Annotated in this window: 15 protein-coding genes; 7 read left to right on the top strand and 8 right to left on the bottom strand. The window is 60.3% G+C overall.

The genetic code is table 11. The features are described from left to right. Window positions 1–61 precede the first annotated feature (61 nt). Complete coding sequence (locus AC4IHP_RS22825) at window positions 62–1,870, bottom strand: monovalent cation:proton antiporter-2 (CPA2) family protein (protein ID WP_490832824.1); 1,809 nt, start codon at window positions 1,868–1,870, stop codon at window positions 62–64. A 258-nt stretch (window positions 1,871–2,128) separates the two neighbouring features. On the opposite strand from AC4IHP_RS22825, the gene AC4IHP_RS22820 reads away from it, so the two are divergent. Further along, entirely contained in the window at window positions 2,129–3,043 is a 915-nt protein-coding gene (locus tag AC4IHP_RS22820) for a LysR family transcriptional regulator (RefSeq protein ID WP_490832823.1), read from the top strand. Here AC4IHP_RS22820 and AC4IHP_RS22815 read toward each other — a convergent pair. Both AC4IHP_RS22815 and AC4IHP_RS22810 read right to left on the bottom strand, forming a co-directional pair. Then, complete coding sequence (locus AC4IHP_RS22815; protein WP_460118395.1) at window positions 3,033–3,803, bottom strand: substrate-binding domain-containing protein; 771 nt, start codon at window positions 3,801–3,803, stop codon at window positions 3,033–3,035. The two genes, AC4IHP_RS22820 and AC4IHP_RS22815, sit on opposite strands and share 11 nt — an antisense overlap. A gap of 12 nt (window positions 3,804–3,815) precedes the next feature. Next, on the bottom strand, window positions 3,816–5,108 hold the full coding sequence (locus AC4IHP_RS22810; RefSeq protein ID WP_016775219.1) for an MFS transporter: 1,293 nt from the start codon (window positions 5,106–5,108) through the stop codon (window positions 3,816–3,818). A gap of 525 nt (window positions 5,109–5,633) precedes the next feature. Between AC4IHP_RS22810 and AC4IHP_RS22805 the strand changes: the two genes are divergently transcribed. Then, complete coding sequence (locus tag AC4IHP_RS22805) at window positions 5,634–5,942, top strand: RcnB family protein (RefSeq protein ID WP_024013366.1); 309 nt, start codon at window positions 5,634–5,636, stop codon at window positions 5,940–5,942. A gap of 19 nt (window positions 5,943–5,961) precedes the next feature. On the opposite strand, the gene AC4IHP_RS22800 is transcribed toward AC4IHP_RS22805, so the two are convergent. Together AC4IHP_RS22800 and AC4IHP_RS22795 are read right to left on the bottom strand one after the other, a co-directional pair. Beyond that, entirely contained in the window at window positions 5,962–6,273 is a 312-nt protein-coding gene (locus AC4IHP_RS22800) for a protealysin inhibitor emfourin (RefSeq protein WP_490832822.1), read from the bottom strand. A 14-nt stretch (window positions 6,274–6,287) separates the two neighbouring features. Further along, window positions 6,288–7,334, bottom strand: a complete 1,047-nt coding sequence (locus AC4IHP_RS22795) for a M4 family metallopeptidase (RefSeq protein WP_252880461.1) — start codon at window positions 7,332–7,334, stop codon at window positions 6,288–6,290. A 131-nt stretch (window positions 7,335–7,465) separates the two neighbouring features. Between AC4IHP_RS22795 and AC4IHP_RS22790 the strand changes: the two genes are divergently transcribed. After that, window positions 7,466–7,804, top strand: coding sequence for an FKBP-type peptidyl-prolyl cis-trans isomerase (locus AC4IHP_RS22790; RefSeq protein WP_071172862.1), 339 nt, complete (start codon window positions 7,466–7,468; stop codon window positions 7,802–7,804). 62 nt (window positions 7,805–7,866) lie between these two features. Here the strand turns inward: AC4IHP_RS22790 and AC4IHP_RS22785 are convergent, their stop codons facing one another. Both AC4IHP_RS22785 and ftrA read right to left on the bottom strand, forming a co-directional pair. Beyond that, complete coding sequence (locus tag AC4IHP_RS22785) at window positions 7,867–8,202, bottom strand: hypothetical protein (protein WP_490832821.1); 336 nt, start codon at window positions 8,200–8,202, stop codon at window positions 7,867–7,869. A 141-nt stretch (window positions 8,203–8,343) separates the two neighbouring features. Further along, window positions 8,344–9,300: a transcriptional regulator FtrA gene (gene ftrA / locus AC4IHP_RS22780; RefSeq protein WP_490832820.1), complete on the bottom strand. Its 957-nt coding sequence runs from the start codon at window positions 9,298–9,300 to the stop codon at window positions 8,344–8,346. Window positions 9,301–9,400: 100 nt separating this feature from the next. Here ftrA and AC4IHP_RS22775 point away from each other — a divergent pair, with 100 nt between their 5' ends. From AC4IHP_RS22775 to AC4IHP_RS22760, 4 genes are all read left to right on the top strand, one after another. Continuing rightward, window positions 9,401–9,829, top strand: a complete 429-nt coding sequence (locus tag AC4IHP_RS22775; protein ID WP_490832819.1) for a rhodanese-like domain-containing protein — start codon at window positions 9,401–9,403, stop codon at window positions 9,827–9,829. A 333-nt stretch (window positions 9,830–10,162) separates the two neighbouring features. Beyond that, on the top strand, window positions 10,163–10,942 hold the full coding sequence (locus AC4IHP_RS22770; protein WP_024013359.1) for an ABC transporter substrate-binding protein: 780 nt from the start codon (window positions 10,163–10,165) through the stop codon (window positions 10,940–10,942). A gap of 212 nt (window positions 10,943–11,154) precedes the next feature. Further along, entirely contained in the window at window positions 11,155–12,267 is a 1,113-nt protein-coding gene (locus AC4IHP_RS22765) for a succinylglutamate desuccinylase/aspartoacylase family protein (RefSeq protein ID WP_490832818.1), read from the top strand. Window positions 12,268–12,448: 181 nt separating this feature from the next. Beyond that, window positions 12,449–13,162: an alpha/beta hydrolase gene (locus AC4IHP_RS22760; RefSeq protein ID WP_460118415.1), complete on the top strand. Its 714-nt coding sequence runs from the start codon at window positions 12,449–12,451 to the stop codon at window positions 13,160–13,162. On the opposite strand, the gene AC4IHP_RS22755 is transcribed toward AC4IHP_RS22760, so the two are convergent. After that, window positions 13,152–13,709 carry a DcrB/PsbP domain-containing protein gene (locus AC4IHP_RS22755; protein ID WP_460118417.1) on the bottom strand — a complete coding sequence of 186 codons (558 nt, stop codon included), beginning with the start codon at window positions 13,707–13,709 and terminating at the stop codon, window positions 13,152–13,154. The two genes, AC4IHP_RS22760 and AC4IHP_RS22755, sit on opposite strands and share 11 nt — an antisense overlap. Between the last annotated feature and the right edge of the window lie 40 nt (window positions 13,710–13,749).

Here is a 13,749-nt window from a genome sequence, read left to right as displayed (position 1 = left end):
TGACTGACACGACGCTTCGCGAGCAGGCTCGCTCCCACAGTTGGATCTGCGCAAGGCACGATCAGGATTTTCGGGCTTCTTCTTCGAGTTGATCCGATTCGAACAGTTTGGCCAGTTCCGCCCGGGCTTCCTGGGCGGTCTGCAGGACTTTGGCGGCGTCGTCGTAGACGGCGTGTTGCGCCTCCAGTACCTGTTCGTCGTGATGCTTGAAACGCTTGATCCGCGCATCGGCCTGGGCTTGTGTCAGACCGAGGCCGACCAGCGTGCGCCGGCTCATTTCCAGACTCGAATAGTAAGTCTCGCGAATCGCTTCCGCGCCCACGTCAACCAGGCGATGCACGTGCTGACGGTTACGCGCGCGAGCGATGATTTTCATGTGCGGATAGTGCTTGTGCACCACTTCCGCAGTCTTGATGTTGGTTTCTGGATCATCCGTGGCGATGACGAAATATTCCGCCTCGCCAACCTTCGCCGCATGCAGAATTTCCGGGCGCATCGGGTCGCCGTAGAACACTGGCACACCGCCAAAGCTGCGCGACAGTTCGATGGTTTCCACTGAGGTGTCCAGCGCGACGAACTTGATGTTCTGCGCGCGCAGGATCCGCGCCACGATCTGGCCCATCCGGCCCATGCCGGCAATCACCACGCGCGGCGCTTCGGTATCGATTTCGCGGAATTTCTCCGGCACTTCCACCGGCTGCACTTTCGGGCTGACCAGCCGCGCGCAGATCAACAGCAGCAACGGCGTCAGCGCCATCGACAGGGTGATGGTCAGCACCAGCAGGTCGTACAGACGCGGCTCGAACAGGCCCTGATCACGGCCGATCTTGAACACCACGAAAGCGAACTCACCGCCGGCAGCCAGGACGATGCCGAGGCGGATCGCGCTGATCTTGTTCAACCCGCCTGCCAGCCGCCCGACGACGAACAGCAGCGGCAATTTCAGACCGATCAGCAGCAGGGTCAGGCCCAACACGGTGATCGGCGCGCTCAACAACAGGCTGAGATTGGCGCCCATGCCGACGCTGATGAAAAACAGCCCGAGCAGCAGGCCCTTGAACGGTTCGATCTGCGCTTCCAGCTCATGCCGATATTCCGAATCCGCCAGCAGCAGACCGGCGAGAAACGCCCCGAGCGCCATCGACACGCCGACCAGATCCATCAGCCACGCCGTGCCGATCACCACCAGCAACGCCGTGGCAGTGGATACCTCGGGCAGACCGGTTTTCGCCACCACGCGGAACACCGGCCGCAGCAGATACCGCCCGCCGATCACCACCACGGCAATGCCGCCGAGCACCTGCAAACTGTGACGAATATCGTCGGCGGTGCTGGTGTGATGATCGACGCCGGCGAGCATCGGCACCAGGGCGATCAATGGAATCGCCGCGATGTCCTGAAACAGCAGAATCGCAAACGCCAGACGCCCGTGGGGGCTGGTCAGTTCCTTGCGTTCGGCAAGGCTTTGCAGGCCGAACGCTGTGGAGGACAGCGCCAGACCGAGGCCCAGCACGATCGCACTGTTCAGCGGCTGGCCGAACACCGACAGCGCCAGCCCACCGATCACCGACGCCGTCAGCAGCACCTGCGCCAGGCCGACGCCGAACACCGATTTGCGCATCACCCACAAGCGCCGAGGCGACAGTTCGAGGCCGATGATGAACAGCAACAACACCACGCCGAGTTCGGAAATATGCGCAACGCTTTGCGGATTGCCGATCAGGCCAAGCACCGATGGGCCGATGATCACCCCGGCAAACAGATAACCGAGCACAGCGCCCAGTTGCAGACGTTTGGCCAAAGGCACGGTGAGCACGGCCGCGAATAGAAACACGACAGCGGCTTGCAACAGATTGCCTTCATGGGGCATTGGAACGACTCCTGACTACGGGTACGGCGAGGGTGACAAGGATAAGGGTTCAATCAATTTCAGATCCACCAACGATCCTTGTAGGAGCTGTCGAGTGCAACGAGGCTGCGATCTTTTGATCTTGCTTTTGCCTTCAGAGAATCAAGATCAAAAGATCGCAGCCTGCGGCAGCTCCTACAGGGGATCTTATGTGCTCTGTAATAATTTGCATCAACTGGTTACATTTATAACCCCCGCGCATCAATTTCCGGAAACGCCATGGCCATCAACTTCGACCTCAATGACCTGCAAGCCTTCCGTGCAGTGGTCGAGCAGGGCAGTTTTCGCAAGGCTGCCGACACCGTACGCCTGTCGCAACCGGCGCTTAGCCGGCGCATTGAGAAGCTCGAAGACGCCCTCGGCGTCAAACTGTTCGAGCGCACCACGCGCAAGGTCAGCCTGACCCAGGCCGGACGCGGCTTCATGCCCAGTGTCGAACGCTTGCTGGATGATCTCGACATTGCCTTGCTCGGCATCAGCGAAGTAGCTTCGACCCGTTTGGGCCATGTCACCGTGGCCTGCGTGCCGTCGGCTGCGTACTACTTCATGCCCCGCGTGGTCGCGCGTTATCACCAGCAGTTTCCACGGATCAAAGTCAAAGTCCTCGATTCCAGTGCTCACGATGTGTTGAGTGCGGTGGTCAATGGCGAGGCGGATTTCGGTTTGAGTTTCCTCGGCACGCAGGATGCCAAAGTCGAGTTCGAACCGCTTGTGCAGGAGTGCTACGTTGTCGCCTGTCGTCGCGATCATCCGCTGGCCGGGCGCAGCAGCGTCAGTTGGGGCGAGTTCTATCAGCAGGATTACATCGCGCTGGACAAGACTTCGGGTAATCGCTTTCTGCTCGATCAGGCCTTGGGCGGGGTGGTGCCGCAGCGGCAGAGCATCTGCGAGACGCGGCATGTTACGACGATGATCGGTTTGGTGGAGGCGGGGTTGGGCGTGGCAGCGGTGCCGTTGATGGCGATGCCAGGGCCGGATCATCCGATCCTGACGCGGGTGCCGCTGACCGAGCCGCAAGTGATGCGCAGTGTCGGCATCATCAAGCGCCGGGATCGCACGTTGACCCCGGCGGCTTTGGAACTGGAGCGGCTGGTCGTGGAAATGCGCGTCCAGCCGCCAACGATCAACGCTTGACCGAATCCAGTCCGGTGGCCTGCACGTCAGCCTGAGCGGCCGGTGCAGCGAGGTAGGCGAGCAGGGCTTTGGCTTCTTGCGGATGCTCGGCCTTGACCGGAATGCCCGCGGCAAAACGCGTCACCGACTGTACCGATTCCGGAATCTTCGCGACGAAGCTCACGCCCGGCACCGGCAGCAATTCGCTGACCTGCTGGAAGCCCAGCTGATAGTCGCCAGTGGCAACCACCGAACCGACCGGGATCCTGGCAATCATCTTGGCTTTCGGTTTCAACTGATCTTCAATGCCGAGTTTCTTGAACAGCTGCTGCTCGATATACACGCCGCTGGCGCTGTCGGAGTACGCCACCGACTGCGCGCCGAGCAGGGTTTTCTTCAGGCCATCGACGCTGCTGATGTCCGGTTTCGCCGCGCCTTCACGCACCACCATGCCGATCCGCGAATCCGCCAGTTCAACGCGGGAGGCCGGGTCGACCTTGCCTTGTTTGATCAGCTCATCGAGGGCGTAACCGACCATGATCACCACGTCGGCGTGCTCACCGCGTGCCAGACGATTGGGAATCGCTTCGGGCGCCTTGCCCATCGACGGGCCGAGACTGGTGGTGAGCGTGTTGCCCGTTGCGGCGGCGAATTTCGGCCCGAGGATCTTGTAGGCGGCAGTGAAACCACCGGAGGTCATCACGCTCAGTTCTTCGGCCTGGGCCGCGAAGTTGAAGGCGAGACCGGCGAGCAGGGCGGTGACAGTAAAAAGTTTTTTCATGGCGAGTATTCCTCAGGCCGCGACAGGTTGCAGACGACCACCGGCACGGCGGTACAGATAAAGCGTGGCGCACAGGGCGCACAGGGCACCGATGCTCATCCAGTAGCCTGGCGCGGCTTTGTCGCCGGTGTACTGGATCAGGAAGGTCGACATCGCCGGGGTGAAACCGCCGAAGATCGCCGTGGCCAGGCTGTAAGCCAGGGAGAAACCGGCGACGCGCACTTCCACCGGCATGATTTCGGTCAGCGCCGGAATCATCGCGCCGTTGTACAAGCCGTAGATGAACGACAGCCACAGCAGCGACAGCAGCATGTTGGTGAAGCTCGGCGCCTGCACCAGGAACGACAGCGCCGGATACGTCGTGGCCAGCGCCAGCAAGGCCATGCCGATCAATACCGGACGACGGCCGATGCGGTCGGACAACGCGCCGCCAATCGGCAGCCAGAAGAAGTTCGACACACCCACCAGCAGCGTCACCAGCAGCGCGTCGGAAGTGCTCAGGTGCAGCACGGTTTTACCGAAGGTCGGTGCGTATACGGTGATCAGGTAGAACGCGGTGGTGGTCAGCGCGACCATCAGCATTCCGCCGAGCACCACGCCCCAGTTCTGGCCGAGGGTGCGGAACACTTCGCGCATGCTCGGGCGATGTTTACGCGCGGCGAACTCTTCGGTTTCCGCCAGATTGCGGCGCAGGAAAAAGATGAACGGGACGATCATGCAGCCGACGAAAAACGGAATGCGCCAGCCCCACGCGGCCACGGCTTGCGGCTCCATCCACTGGTTCAGACCGTAGCCCAGCGCGGCCGCGACGATGATCGCCACTTGCTGACTGGCCGACTGCCAAGCGGTGAAAAAGCCTTTGCGCCCCGGCGTGGCGATCTCGGACAGATACACCGAAACACCGCCCAATTCCGCACCGGCCGAGAAGCCTTGCAGCAGCCGGCCAATCAGCACCAGTGCCGGGGCGAACAGGCCAATGGTTTCGTATCCGGGCACCAGCACAATCAATATCGTGCCGCTGGCCATGATCGACAGGGTGACGATCAGACCTTTGCGCCGGCCGACATCATCAATGTACGCGCCGAGCACTATGGCGCCGAGCGGACGCATCAGGAAGCCTGCGCCGAATACCGCGAAAGTCATCATCAGGGAGGCGAACTCACTGCTCGCCGGGAAGAACACCGCCGCGATCTGCGTGGCGTAGAAGCCGAACAGAAAGAAGTCGAACTGTTCGAGGAAGTTGCCCGAGGTCACCCGGAAGATGGCACCGGCCCGCGAGCCGTTGGTTGGGATTGAGGCTGTCATTGAAAAGTACTCCACCGCTTTTATGACGTGCGCTACGGAGAAGCGGCGCACGGTTTTTATTGAGGTGGATGGTGGCGCAGATGTAACAATCTGTTAATTGCATTGTTGGCATGGATTGATGCGTAGGGCGGATCAATCCCTCCACTCAGCCTCCCGACGTCGCTGGTGGATCAAGATCGAAAGCGGTACTCGAGCTAACGCTCATCGTGTAGGAGCTGCCGAAGGCTGCGATCTTTTGATCTGGTTTTTGCTGTTGTAGGAGTGAGTCTGCTCGCGATAGCGGTATCTCAGGCGAAAACGATGTTTGCCAGTCGAAGGTGTATCGCGAGCAGGCTCACTCCTACAGGGACCGGAGCTCTGGTCAAAAAATGTGGTGAAACACCAATCCCTGTGGGAGCTGGCCTGCCAGCGATGGCGGTCTGATGGACAAAGCCTTCTGACGGCCACATCCGGCAAAAAACAAGGAATGTTTCCCGCGCCGCGCAGTCGGAGTTCAGGTACTACTCATCTGAAAGAGGTTCACCGATGAACAGCAAAACCCTAATCGCCAGCCTGGCCCTTGTTGCCGGTATTGCCGGGATCACGCCCATTGTTCAAGCGGCGCAAACCTCCAGCGAACCTGCCGTGCAATCGCCTACCAGCGATCGCCAACTGAAGGTCAACGACCGCGCACCGGAAATGTATCAGCGCGAAGACAAGGCGCTGAAGAACTGGAAAGCCAAAGGTCTGAAAGCACCGATCGAGCAGGCGCAGTGGGTGCAGATCAATGACAAGTACGTGATGGTGATGATCACCAACGGCACGATTGTCGAGATGCAGCCGGTCGAGAAATAGTCTGAATATCGGGGGAGCGTTACAAAAGCTCCCCCTTGTCCCACAAATGCACCAGCTCCCCCGGTGCCCGATCCTCCGGCACCTTCAACACTATTTCCCCGGACTGATAGCGCACTTCAATCTGGTAGAAGCGCTGATCCCCACGTCCCGATTCGCTATTGTCCAGTGGCAGGCAACCTTCGAGCACCGAGCAGATCCTTGAACGCTGACTGATATCGCACTGGGCAAATTCGATTTCCCTTGGGCGGCTCAGGCTGTGAATCGCTGCAACGCCACCCTGGCGAGATACGCGCAAAACGGAATCTTTATCCAGCTCGGGTAGCGTTTTCATACGGTCTCCTCGGATTATTCGATACCGACCTGTGCCCAGGCTTGCTGCACTGCGTCGGCTGCTTCGGCGCCGAAGCGCTCGCCGGCGTGGTTGATCGTCAGTTTTGCGAACGCGTCGAACGTTGCGTCCTGTTTCAATCGGTCATCACACAGCGTGTCGTACCAGATGCGTCCGGCTTTTTCCCAGGCGAAGCCGCCAAACGCTCGGGCTGCCAGGTAAAACGCGCGGTTGGGAATGCCGGAGTTGATGTGTACGCCGCCATTGTCTTCGCTGGTGATGACGAACTTGCGCATGTGATCCGGTTGCGGATCCTTGCCCAGCATCGGGTCGTCGTATGCCGTGCCGGGGTGCGACATCGAGCGCAGGCCCTTGCCCTGGATCTGTGGCATCAGCAGGTCGGCGCCGATCAACCAGTCTGCCTGCTCGGCGGTTTCGCCGAGGGTGTATTGCTTGGTCAACACGCCGAACACGTCTGACAGCGACTCGTTCAACGCGCCGGACTGGTTGGCATAAATCAGCCCGGCTTCGCTTTCGGTGACGCCGTGGGCCAGTTCATGGCCGATGACATCGAGCGAGCGAGTGAAGCGCTGGAAGATTTCGCCATCGCCGTCACCGAAGACCATCTGCGCGCCGTTCCAGAATGCGTTCTCGTAGCCCTGGCCATAATGCACGCTGCCGATCAGCGCGAATCCCTGATTGTCGATCGAGTCGCGACCGAGCACCTTCCAGAAGAAATCATAGCTGGCGCCCAGCGCATCGTAAGCCTCGTCGACCGCCGGGTCCCCCGATGCCGGCTGGCCCTCGAGGCGCACCGGCATGCCCGGCAAGAGCATTTTGTTCTGCGCATCATGCACGCTGCGCCGCGCCAGGCCAGGCTTGCTCGCCTCCGGCAGAATCGCCCGCGCCGGCGGCTGCGAAGGACGGCCGGGGTTGGGCAGCAGGCTGCGTACATGATTGAGCGTCTGCATCGCGGCGTTGCGCTGCGGCTCGGAGCCGTGGGCAATGATGCGGTTGAGAATGTAGGGCGGGATGAAACTGCGCAGCAATCGAGAGTCGGTCATCTAAGCATCCTTGTCGTCATACGATGTCGATACACATGTGAGCGGCGATGCGTGTTTTCGGTTCCATGGATTGCCATCGACGCCGGATTCTGCGAAAAACGCCGCCTGCGAACACCTCAAGAGCCAACGACATGACAGACGAACTGCAAATCATCGACCTGCAAGCGGGCGACGGCAAAGCCGCAGTGAAAGGCGCACTGATCACCACCCAATACACCGGCTGGCTGGAAGACGGCACCGAATTCGATTCGTCCTGGAGCCGGGGCAAACCGTTTCAGTGCGTGATCGGCACTGGCCGCGTGATCAAAGGCTGGGATCAGGGCCTGATGGGCATGCAGGTCGGCGGCAAACGCAAATTGCTGGTACCGGCGCATCTGGGCTACGGCGAGCGGACCATGGGCAAGATCCCGCCGAATTCGAATCTGGTGTTTGAGATTGAGTTGCTGGAGGTTTTGACGCGGGAGGATTGAGGTCTGAGGAGCGTGCGTCTGGATGACGCCACCCTCATCCAAACGCTTGCAACTTCGGATGCTCAGGTGAACATCTCTATATCGTCAATTGTGTCCTCAATGACGCCCTGCAACGAGGGCATCCGACGCCTTACGTTTTCGAGCGCCGGCAAAACGGTTTCGGCATCCAGTCTTCCATGTCGACGAGCGATATGGCCCAGGGCGGTGATGGCAGAGGCAGCGATCGCTTCGGTTTCGCTGGAGAGATACTTGGCGCAGATTTCCTCTGCCCAACTGCCATCGGGTTCATTCAAGCCAATGGAGATCAGTGCGCAAATCACATCCTCCTGAGCGCCGCTGGTCAGTAATCGTACGGATTCATCATGATCTATTGACGGGTCTTGGTAGGTGAGTTTCATTGGCGCAGCTGTGTCCTTTTTGGCTGTTAACGGATTGACGAGACGTGTGCCTCGCCAGCAGGCTCGCTCCCACAGAGTTGACGGCGTTTGCCAGTGCACTGCATGTCGACCAGCGCTGCATCAAGCCATCATCGCCTCACCCTACCGCCCAAACCGCTCCCGATAAACCGACGGCGGCACGCCCACCACGCTGCGAAACGCCACACGAAAACTTTCTACCGAGCGATAGCCGCAGCGCTGGGCGATTTGCTCGGTGTGTTGATGGGTGCTCTCAAGCAGCTCCCGCGCTCGCGCCAGGCGTTCATGTTGCAGCCACGCCTTGGGCGTTTGCCCGCTGGCTTCGGTGAAACGCCGCAAAAACGTGCGCTCGCTCATCGCCGCTTCACTGGCCAGATCGCGCACTTCCAGCGGTTCGTGCAGGCGTTCGCGGGCCCATTGCATGATTCGCGACAGGTCGCTGCGGGGTGTCGGGCTGACCGGGGTGGGGATGAATTGGGCCTGGCCGCCGGTGCGTTGCGGCGACATGACCAGGCGCCGCGCGACGGCGTTGGCGACCTGCGTGCCGAAGTCACGTGTCACTAGATGCAGGCAGGCGTCGATGCCGGCCGCGCTGCCGGCGGAGGTGATGAGTTGGCCGGCGTCGACATAAAGCACGTCCGGATCGACCTCAATGGCCGGGAAGCGTTGCGCCAGTTCACTGGTGTAGCGCCAGTGGGTGGTGGCGCGGTGGCCGTCGAGCAGGCCGCTGGCGGCGAGGACGAACACGCCGGAGCAAATCGACAGCAAACGCGCGCCTCGGTCATGGGCCTGACGCAACGCGTCGATCAGCGCAGGCGGTACCGAGGCGCTGCGGTCGCGCCAGCCGGGAATGACGATGGTGCGCGCTGCGGCGAGCAGTTCCAGGCCGCCATCGGCCAGCACCTGAATCCCGCCCATGGCGCGCATCGGGCCTGGATCGACTGCCGCTATCGCATGCTCGTACCAAGGGAAATCGAACTCAGGCCGGGCCAGGCCGAAGATCTCCACGGCAATGCCGAACTCGAATGTGCAGAGGCCGTCGTAGGCCAGAATGGCAACCAGATTGGGCTGAGTGGGCATTTGGCGGAAAACTCCCGGTCGGTGTCTTGCGCGCCACTGTAGCGGCAAGCGCCGTCTCGATAAAGTCTGTTCATACCCCACAGACAAAGGAGCGACACACATGAGCAGCCTGGTTCGCGAAATCCCTGCGGCCCCTTCGGCGATTGCCCTGATGCATTTCAGCAATCGTCTGACCTTCGAAACCGATTGTTCCGACGTGTTTAGTAGCCAAGAGGCCGGGGAGGTCGATTTTGTTCTGGTGGATGTGCGCGGCCCATTGGCGTTCGAGCGCGGCCATGTGCCCCGCGCGATCAATATCCCGACCCGCTTGCTCACGGCGGAGCGCTTGGCCGATTACCCAAGACACACTTTGTTCGTGGTCTATTGCGCCGGACCCCATTGTAACGGCGCGAACAAGGCTGCGGTGAAGCTGGCGGCGTTGGGCTATCCGGTCAAGGAGATGATCGGCGGCGTTACTGGATGGCTGGATGAAGGTTTCAAACTGAGCGCAGTGACAGTCGCCAACACACCCATCGCCTGCGAGTGCTGACGTTTCTGTAGGCGCTGCCGAAGGCTGCGATCTTTTGATCTTGATCTCAAAAAACAAGATCAAAAGATCGCAGCCTTCGGCAGCTCCTACAGGGGAATCGGCATTTTTTGCTCTGAAAACATTCCTGTCCTACAGCCTTCGCACCACCACGGCGCACGCCTTGACCCTCGTCAATGCGTGCGCCGATGTTCTGTAAGTATTTGTCGCTTAAAAACAATTGCCCCCGTGCGCGTCGCCATAGACTGCCGGCCACTTCGGTTTTTGCCGTTTGAACGCCATGACCGAATGCTGAATCGAAAGCTGCCAATAAAAGCCTCCGCACGGGAGTAATAAATGAAAAAGCTAGTGATGTTCGGTGCCCTGGCACTGTCGATGTTGTCCCTGACCGCTGTGGCCGAAGACGCCAAGCCGATCCGCATCGGTATCGAAGCCGGTTACCCGCCATTCTCGATGAAAACCCCTGACGGCAAACTCACTGGTTTTGACGTGGACATCGGCGATGCGCTGTGCGCGCAGATGAAGGTCAAATGCACGTGGGTCGAGCAAGAGTTCGATGGCCTGATCCCGGCACTGAAAGTGAAAAAAATCGACGCGATTCTGTCGTCGATGACCATCACTGACGACCGCAAGAAAAACGTCGATTTCACCATCAAGTACTACCACACCCCGGCGCGCTTCGTGATGAAGGAAGGCTCCGGTGTGAAAGACCCGCTGACCGAACTCAAAGGCAAGAAAGTCGGTGTGCTGCGCGCCAGTACTCACGACCGTTACGCGACCGAAGTACTGGTTCCGGCCGGGATCGAACTGGTGCGCTACGGCTCGCAGCAGGAAGCCAACCTCGACATGGTCTCCGGACGTATCGACGCGATGCTGGCCGACTCGGTCAACCTCAGCGACGGTTTCCTGAAAACCGACGCTGGCAAAGGCTTCGAATTCGTCGGCCCGACCTATGAAGACGCCAAGTACTTCGGCGGCGGTGCTGGCATTGCCGTGCGCAAGGGCGATACCGCGCTGGCTGAGCAGTTCAACAAAGCCATCACCGAAATCCGCGCCAATGGCGAGTACAAGAAAGTCCAGGACAAGTACTTCGACTTTGACGTGTACGGCCATTAATACGCCGTGAAAAAAAGTGGCCACCGTTTGCGCGGTGGCCACTTTTTTTATGTTCTTTTATTGATGGAAATTCTCTGTGGGAGCGAGCCTGCTCGCGAAAGCGGTCTGACATTCGACATCGACATCGACATCGTCATCGTCTGACCTGACGCATTCGCGAGCAGGCTCGCTCCCACAGGGTTTTGCGTAACCCAGCTATTGAGGAGTTTCACATGCAACGCATCGACCACGTTCTGCCCTGGAGCCACTTGGGCAGCGAGCGCTTCCTCAGCGTGTTCCGTTACGGCGCTGGCAGCCGGAAAGTCTATATCCAGGCCAGTCTGCATGCCGATGAACTGCCCGGCATGCGCACCGCGTGGGAACTCAAGCTGCGTTTGAACGAACTGGAACAGCAGGGCCGCTTGCAGGGCGTCATCGAACTGGTGCCGGTGGCCAATCCGATCGGCCTGGATCAGCATCTGCAAGGCAATCACATGGGCCGCTTCGAACTGGGCAGCGGCAAGAACTTCAATCGCTCATTCGTCGAGCTCAGCGCCCCGGTAGCGGCGCTGGTTGGCGAGCGCCTGGGCGCGGATGCCGAAGCCAATGTTGCGCTGATCCGTCAGACCATGGCTCAGGTCTTTGATGAGTTGCCGGCAGCAAAGTCGCAATTGGAGGCCTTGCATCGCTTGTTGCTGCGCCACGCCTGCGACGCCGACATCACCCTCGATTTGCATTGCGACTTCGACGCTGCGATTCACCTTTACGCGCTGCCGCAACACTGGCCGCATTGGCAATCATTGGCGGCGCGGTTGAAGGCGGGCGTCGCATTGCTCTGCGAAGATTCCGGCGGCAGCTCGTTCGATGAGTCGTGCTCGACGCCGTGGTTGCGTCTGGCCAAAGCCTTCCCCAACGCGGCGATTCCGCCGGCTAACCTGGCGACCACGCTGGAGCTGGGCAGCATGGGCGACACCCGCGTCGATCAGGCTCAGGCCAATTGCGAAGCGATTCTGGGCTTTCTCGCCGAGCAGGGCTTCATCAGCGGCGAATGGCCGGCGGCGCCGAGCGAATGTTGTGAAGGTCTGCCGTTTGAAGGCACTGAATACCTGTTTGCGCCGCACCACGGCGTGGTCAGTTTCTTGCGCAATGCCGGCGAGTGGGTAGAGCAGGGCGACGCGTTGTTCGAAGTCGTCGATCCACTGCAGGATCGCGTAACCACTGTGCGCGCCGGCACCAGCGGGGTGCTGTTTGCGATTGATCGCGGGCGTTATACCGAGCCGGGGATCTGGCAGGCGAAAGTGGCAGGGCGGGTGCCGTTTCGTACCGGCAAGCTGACCAACGACTGACAGGTTGCGGTAAATGTGCGGGCCTCTTCGCGAGCAGGCTCGCTCCCACAAGGGAACGCATTTCAACGGTGGGAGCGAGCCTGCTCGCGAAAGGGCCATCAGCCACTCCACAAAATTTGGTTCCTCAGCCGAGAATGTTAGGCTCCCCCGCGAACCCGACACTCTGTGAAGGACCGCTGCAATGCTGAAGATTTTCGCTCTGCTAACCCTGCTCGCATCCACCGCCGTCCAGGCGCAAACCACCCTGCAATCCGATCTGCCACTCAAGTACCTCGAACAGGTCCACGCCGACGCCGAGCCGCGTCCGCTGGTGATTTTCCTGCACGGTTACGGCAGTAACGAGGCCGATCTGATCGGCATGAAATTTCAGCTGCCGGCACAGTACAACTACCTGTCGGTGCGCGCGCCGATGACGTTGGGTGAAGGACGTTACCAGTGGTTTCGCAAGAAGGGCGAAGGTGCCTACAACGGCGAGACCGATGATCTGAAGGTCAGCGGTCAGAAGCTGCGCGACTTTATCGCCCAGGCCGCGAGGAAATATCACGCCGCGCCGGACAAGGTATACCTGATCGGTTTTAGCCAGGGCGCGATGATGAGTTACGAAGTGGGCCTGCGCGCCCCGGCGGCCGTGGGCGGCTTTGCCGCGTTGAGCGGGCGCTTGTTGCCGGTGCTCAAAGCCGAACTCAAGCCTGGCCAGCCGCTGCCGCTGAGCATCTTTATCGGCCACGGCACTGCCGATGACCCGGTGCCTTACCGTCACGGCACCGAGGCCAACGCGCTATTGCAGAAGCTCGATTACAAGCCTGAGTTTCACGCTTATCCGGGCGTCGGCCACAGTATCAGTGCTGCCGAATTGCGCGATCTGAATGGCTGGCTGCAGCGGCTCAATCCTTGACGATGGTTTTGACCAAAGCATCGTGACCTTTCTTGTCGCTGGCGCGGGAAATCACCTGCACCAGCGCCATCTTCGTTCCGGAGCCGGCCAGCAGCGTGGTGTTGAGAGTCTGGCCACCGCCCTGGGTGGCGGTGCTGTCAACCTGGCGCAGGCCGAGGCCGGTGCCTTTCTGGGTCAGGCTTTTCTCGCTGAGCTTGTTGAAGTCTGGCAGAGCCTTGCGCTGATCGTCGATGAAACTCGACACGCTGCCGTCGAGAAATTCACTGTCGTTATCCTTGACGTTCTGCCCTGCGGGGATCTGGTTTTCGGCGGCGATAACCACGGTTTTGGTGGTCTGATTAGTGTACATGGTGCCCTTGGCCCCGCTCGGGCTGGCGGGCAACGGGTCGGCGACAAAGCCTTTGGGCAGGACAAAGGCAAACTTGCCGTCAAGCAGCGAGACCTTTTCGGTTTTGACTTTTTCCTTGGCTGCGTGTGCGTTGATCGCGGCGAAACCGGCGACGGCCGCCAGCATCAGGACGACGGCTTTTTTGCTCAACAATGACATCTGAATCTCCGGGAAGTGGTCGCGCGAGGCGGCCGATCAT

This window comes from Pseudomonas sp. UF-293, from assembly GCF_058245595.1.
This window is presented reverse-complemented; position numbering and strand designations above follow the sequence as displayed.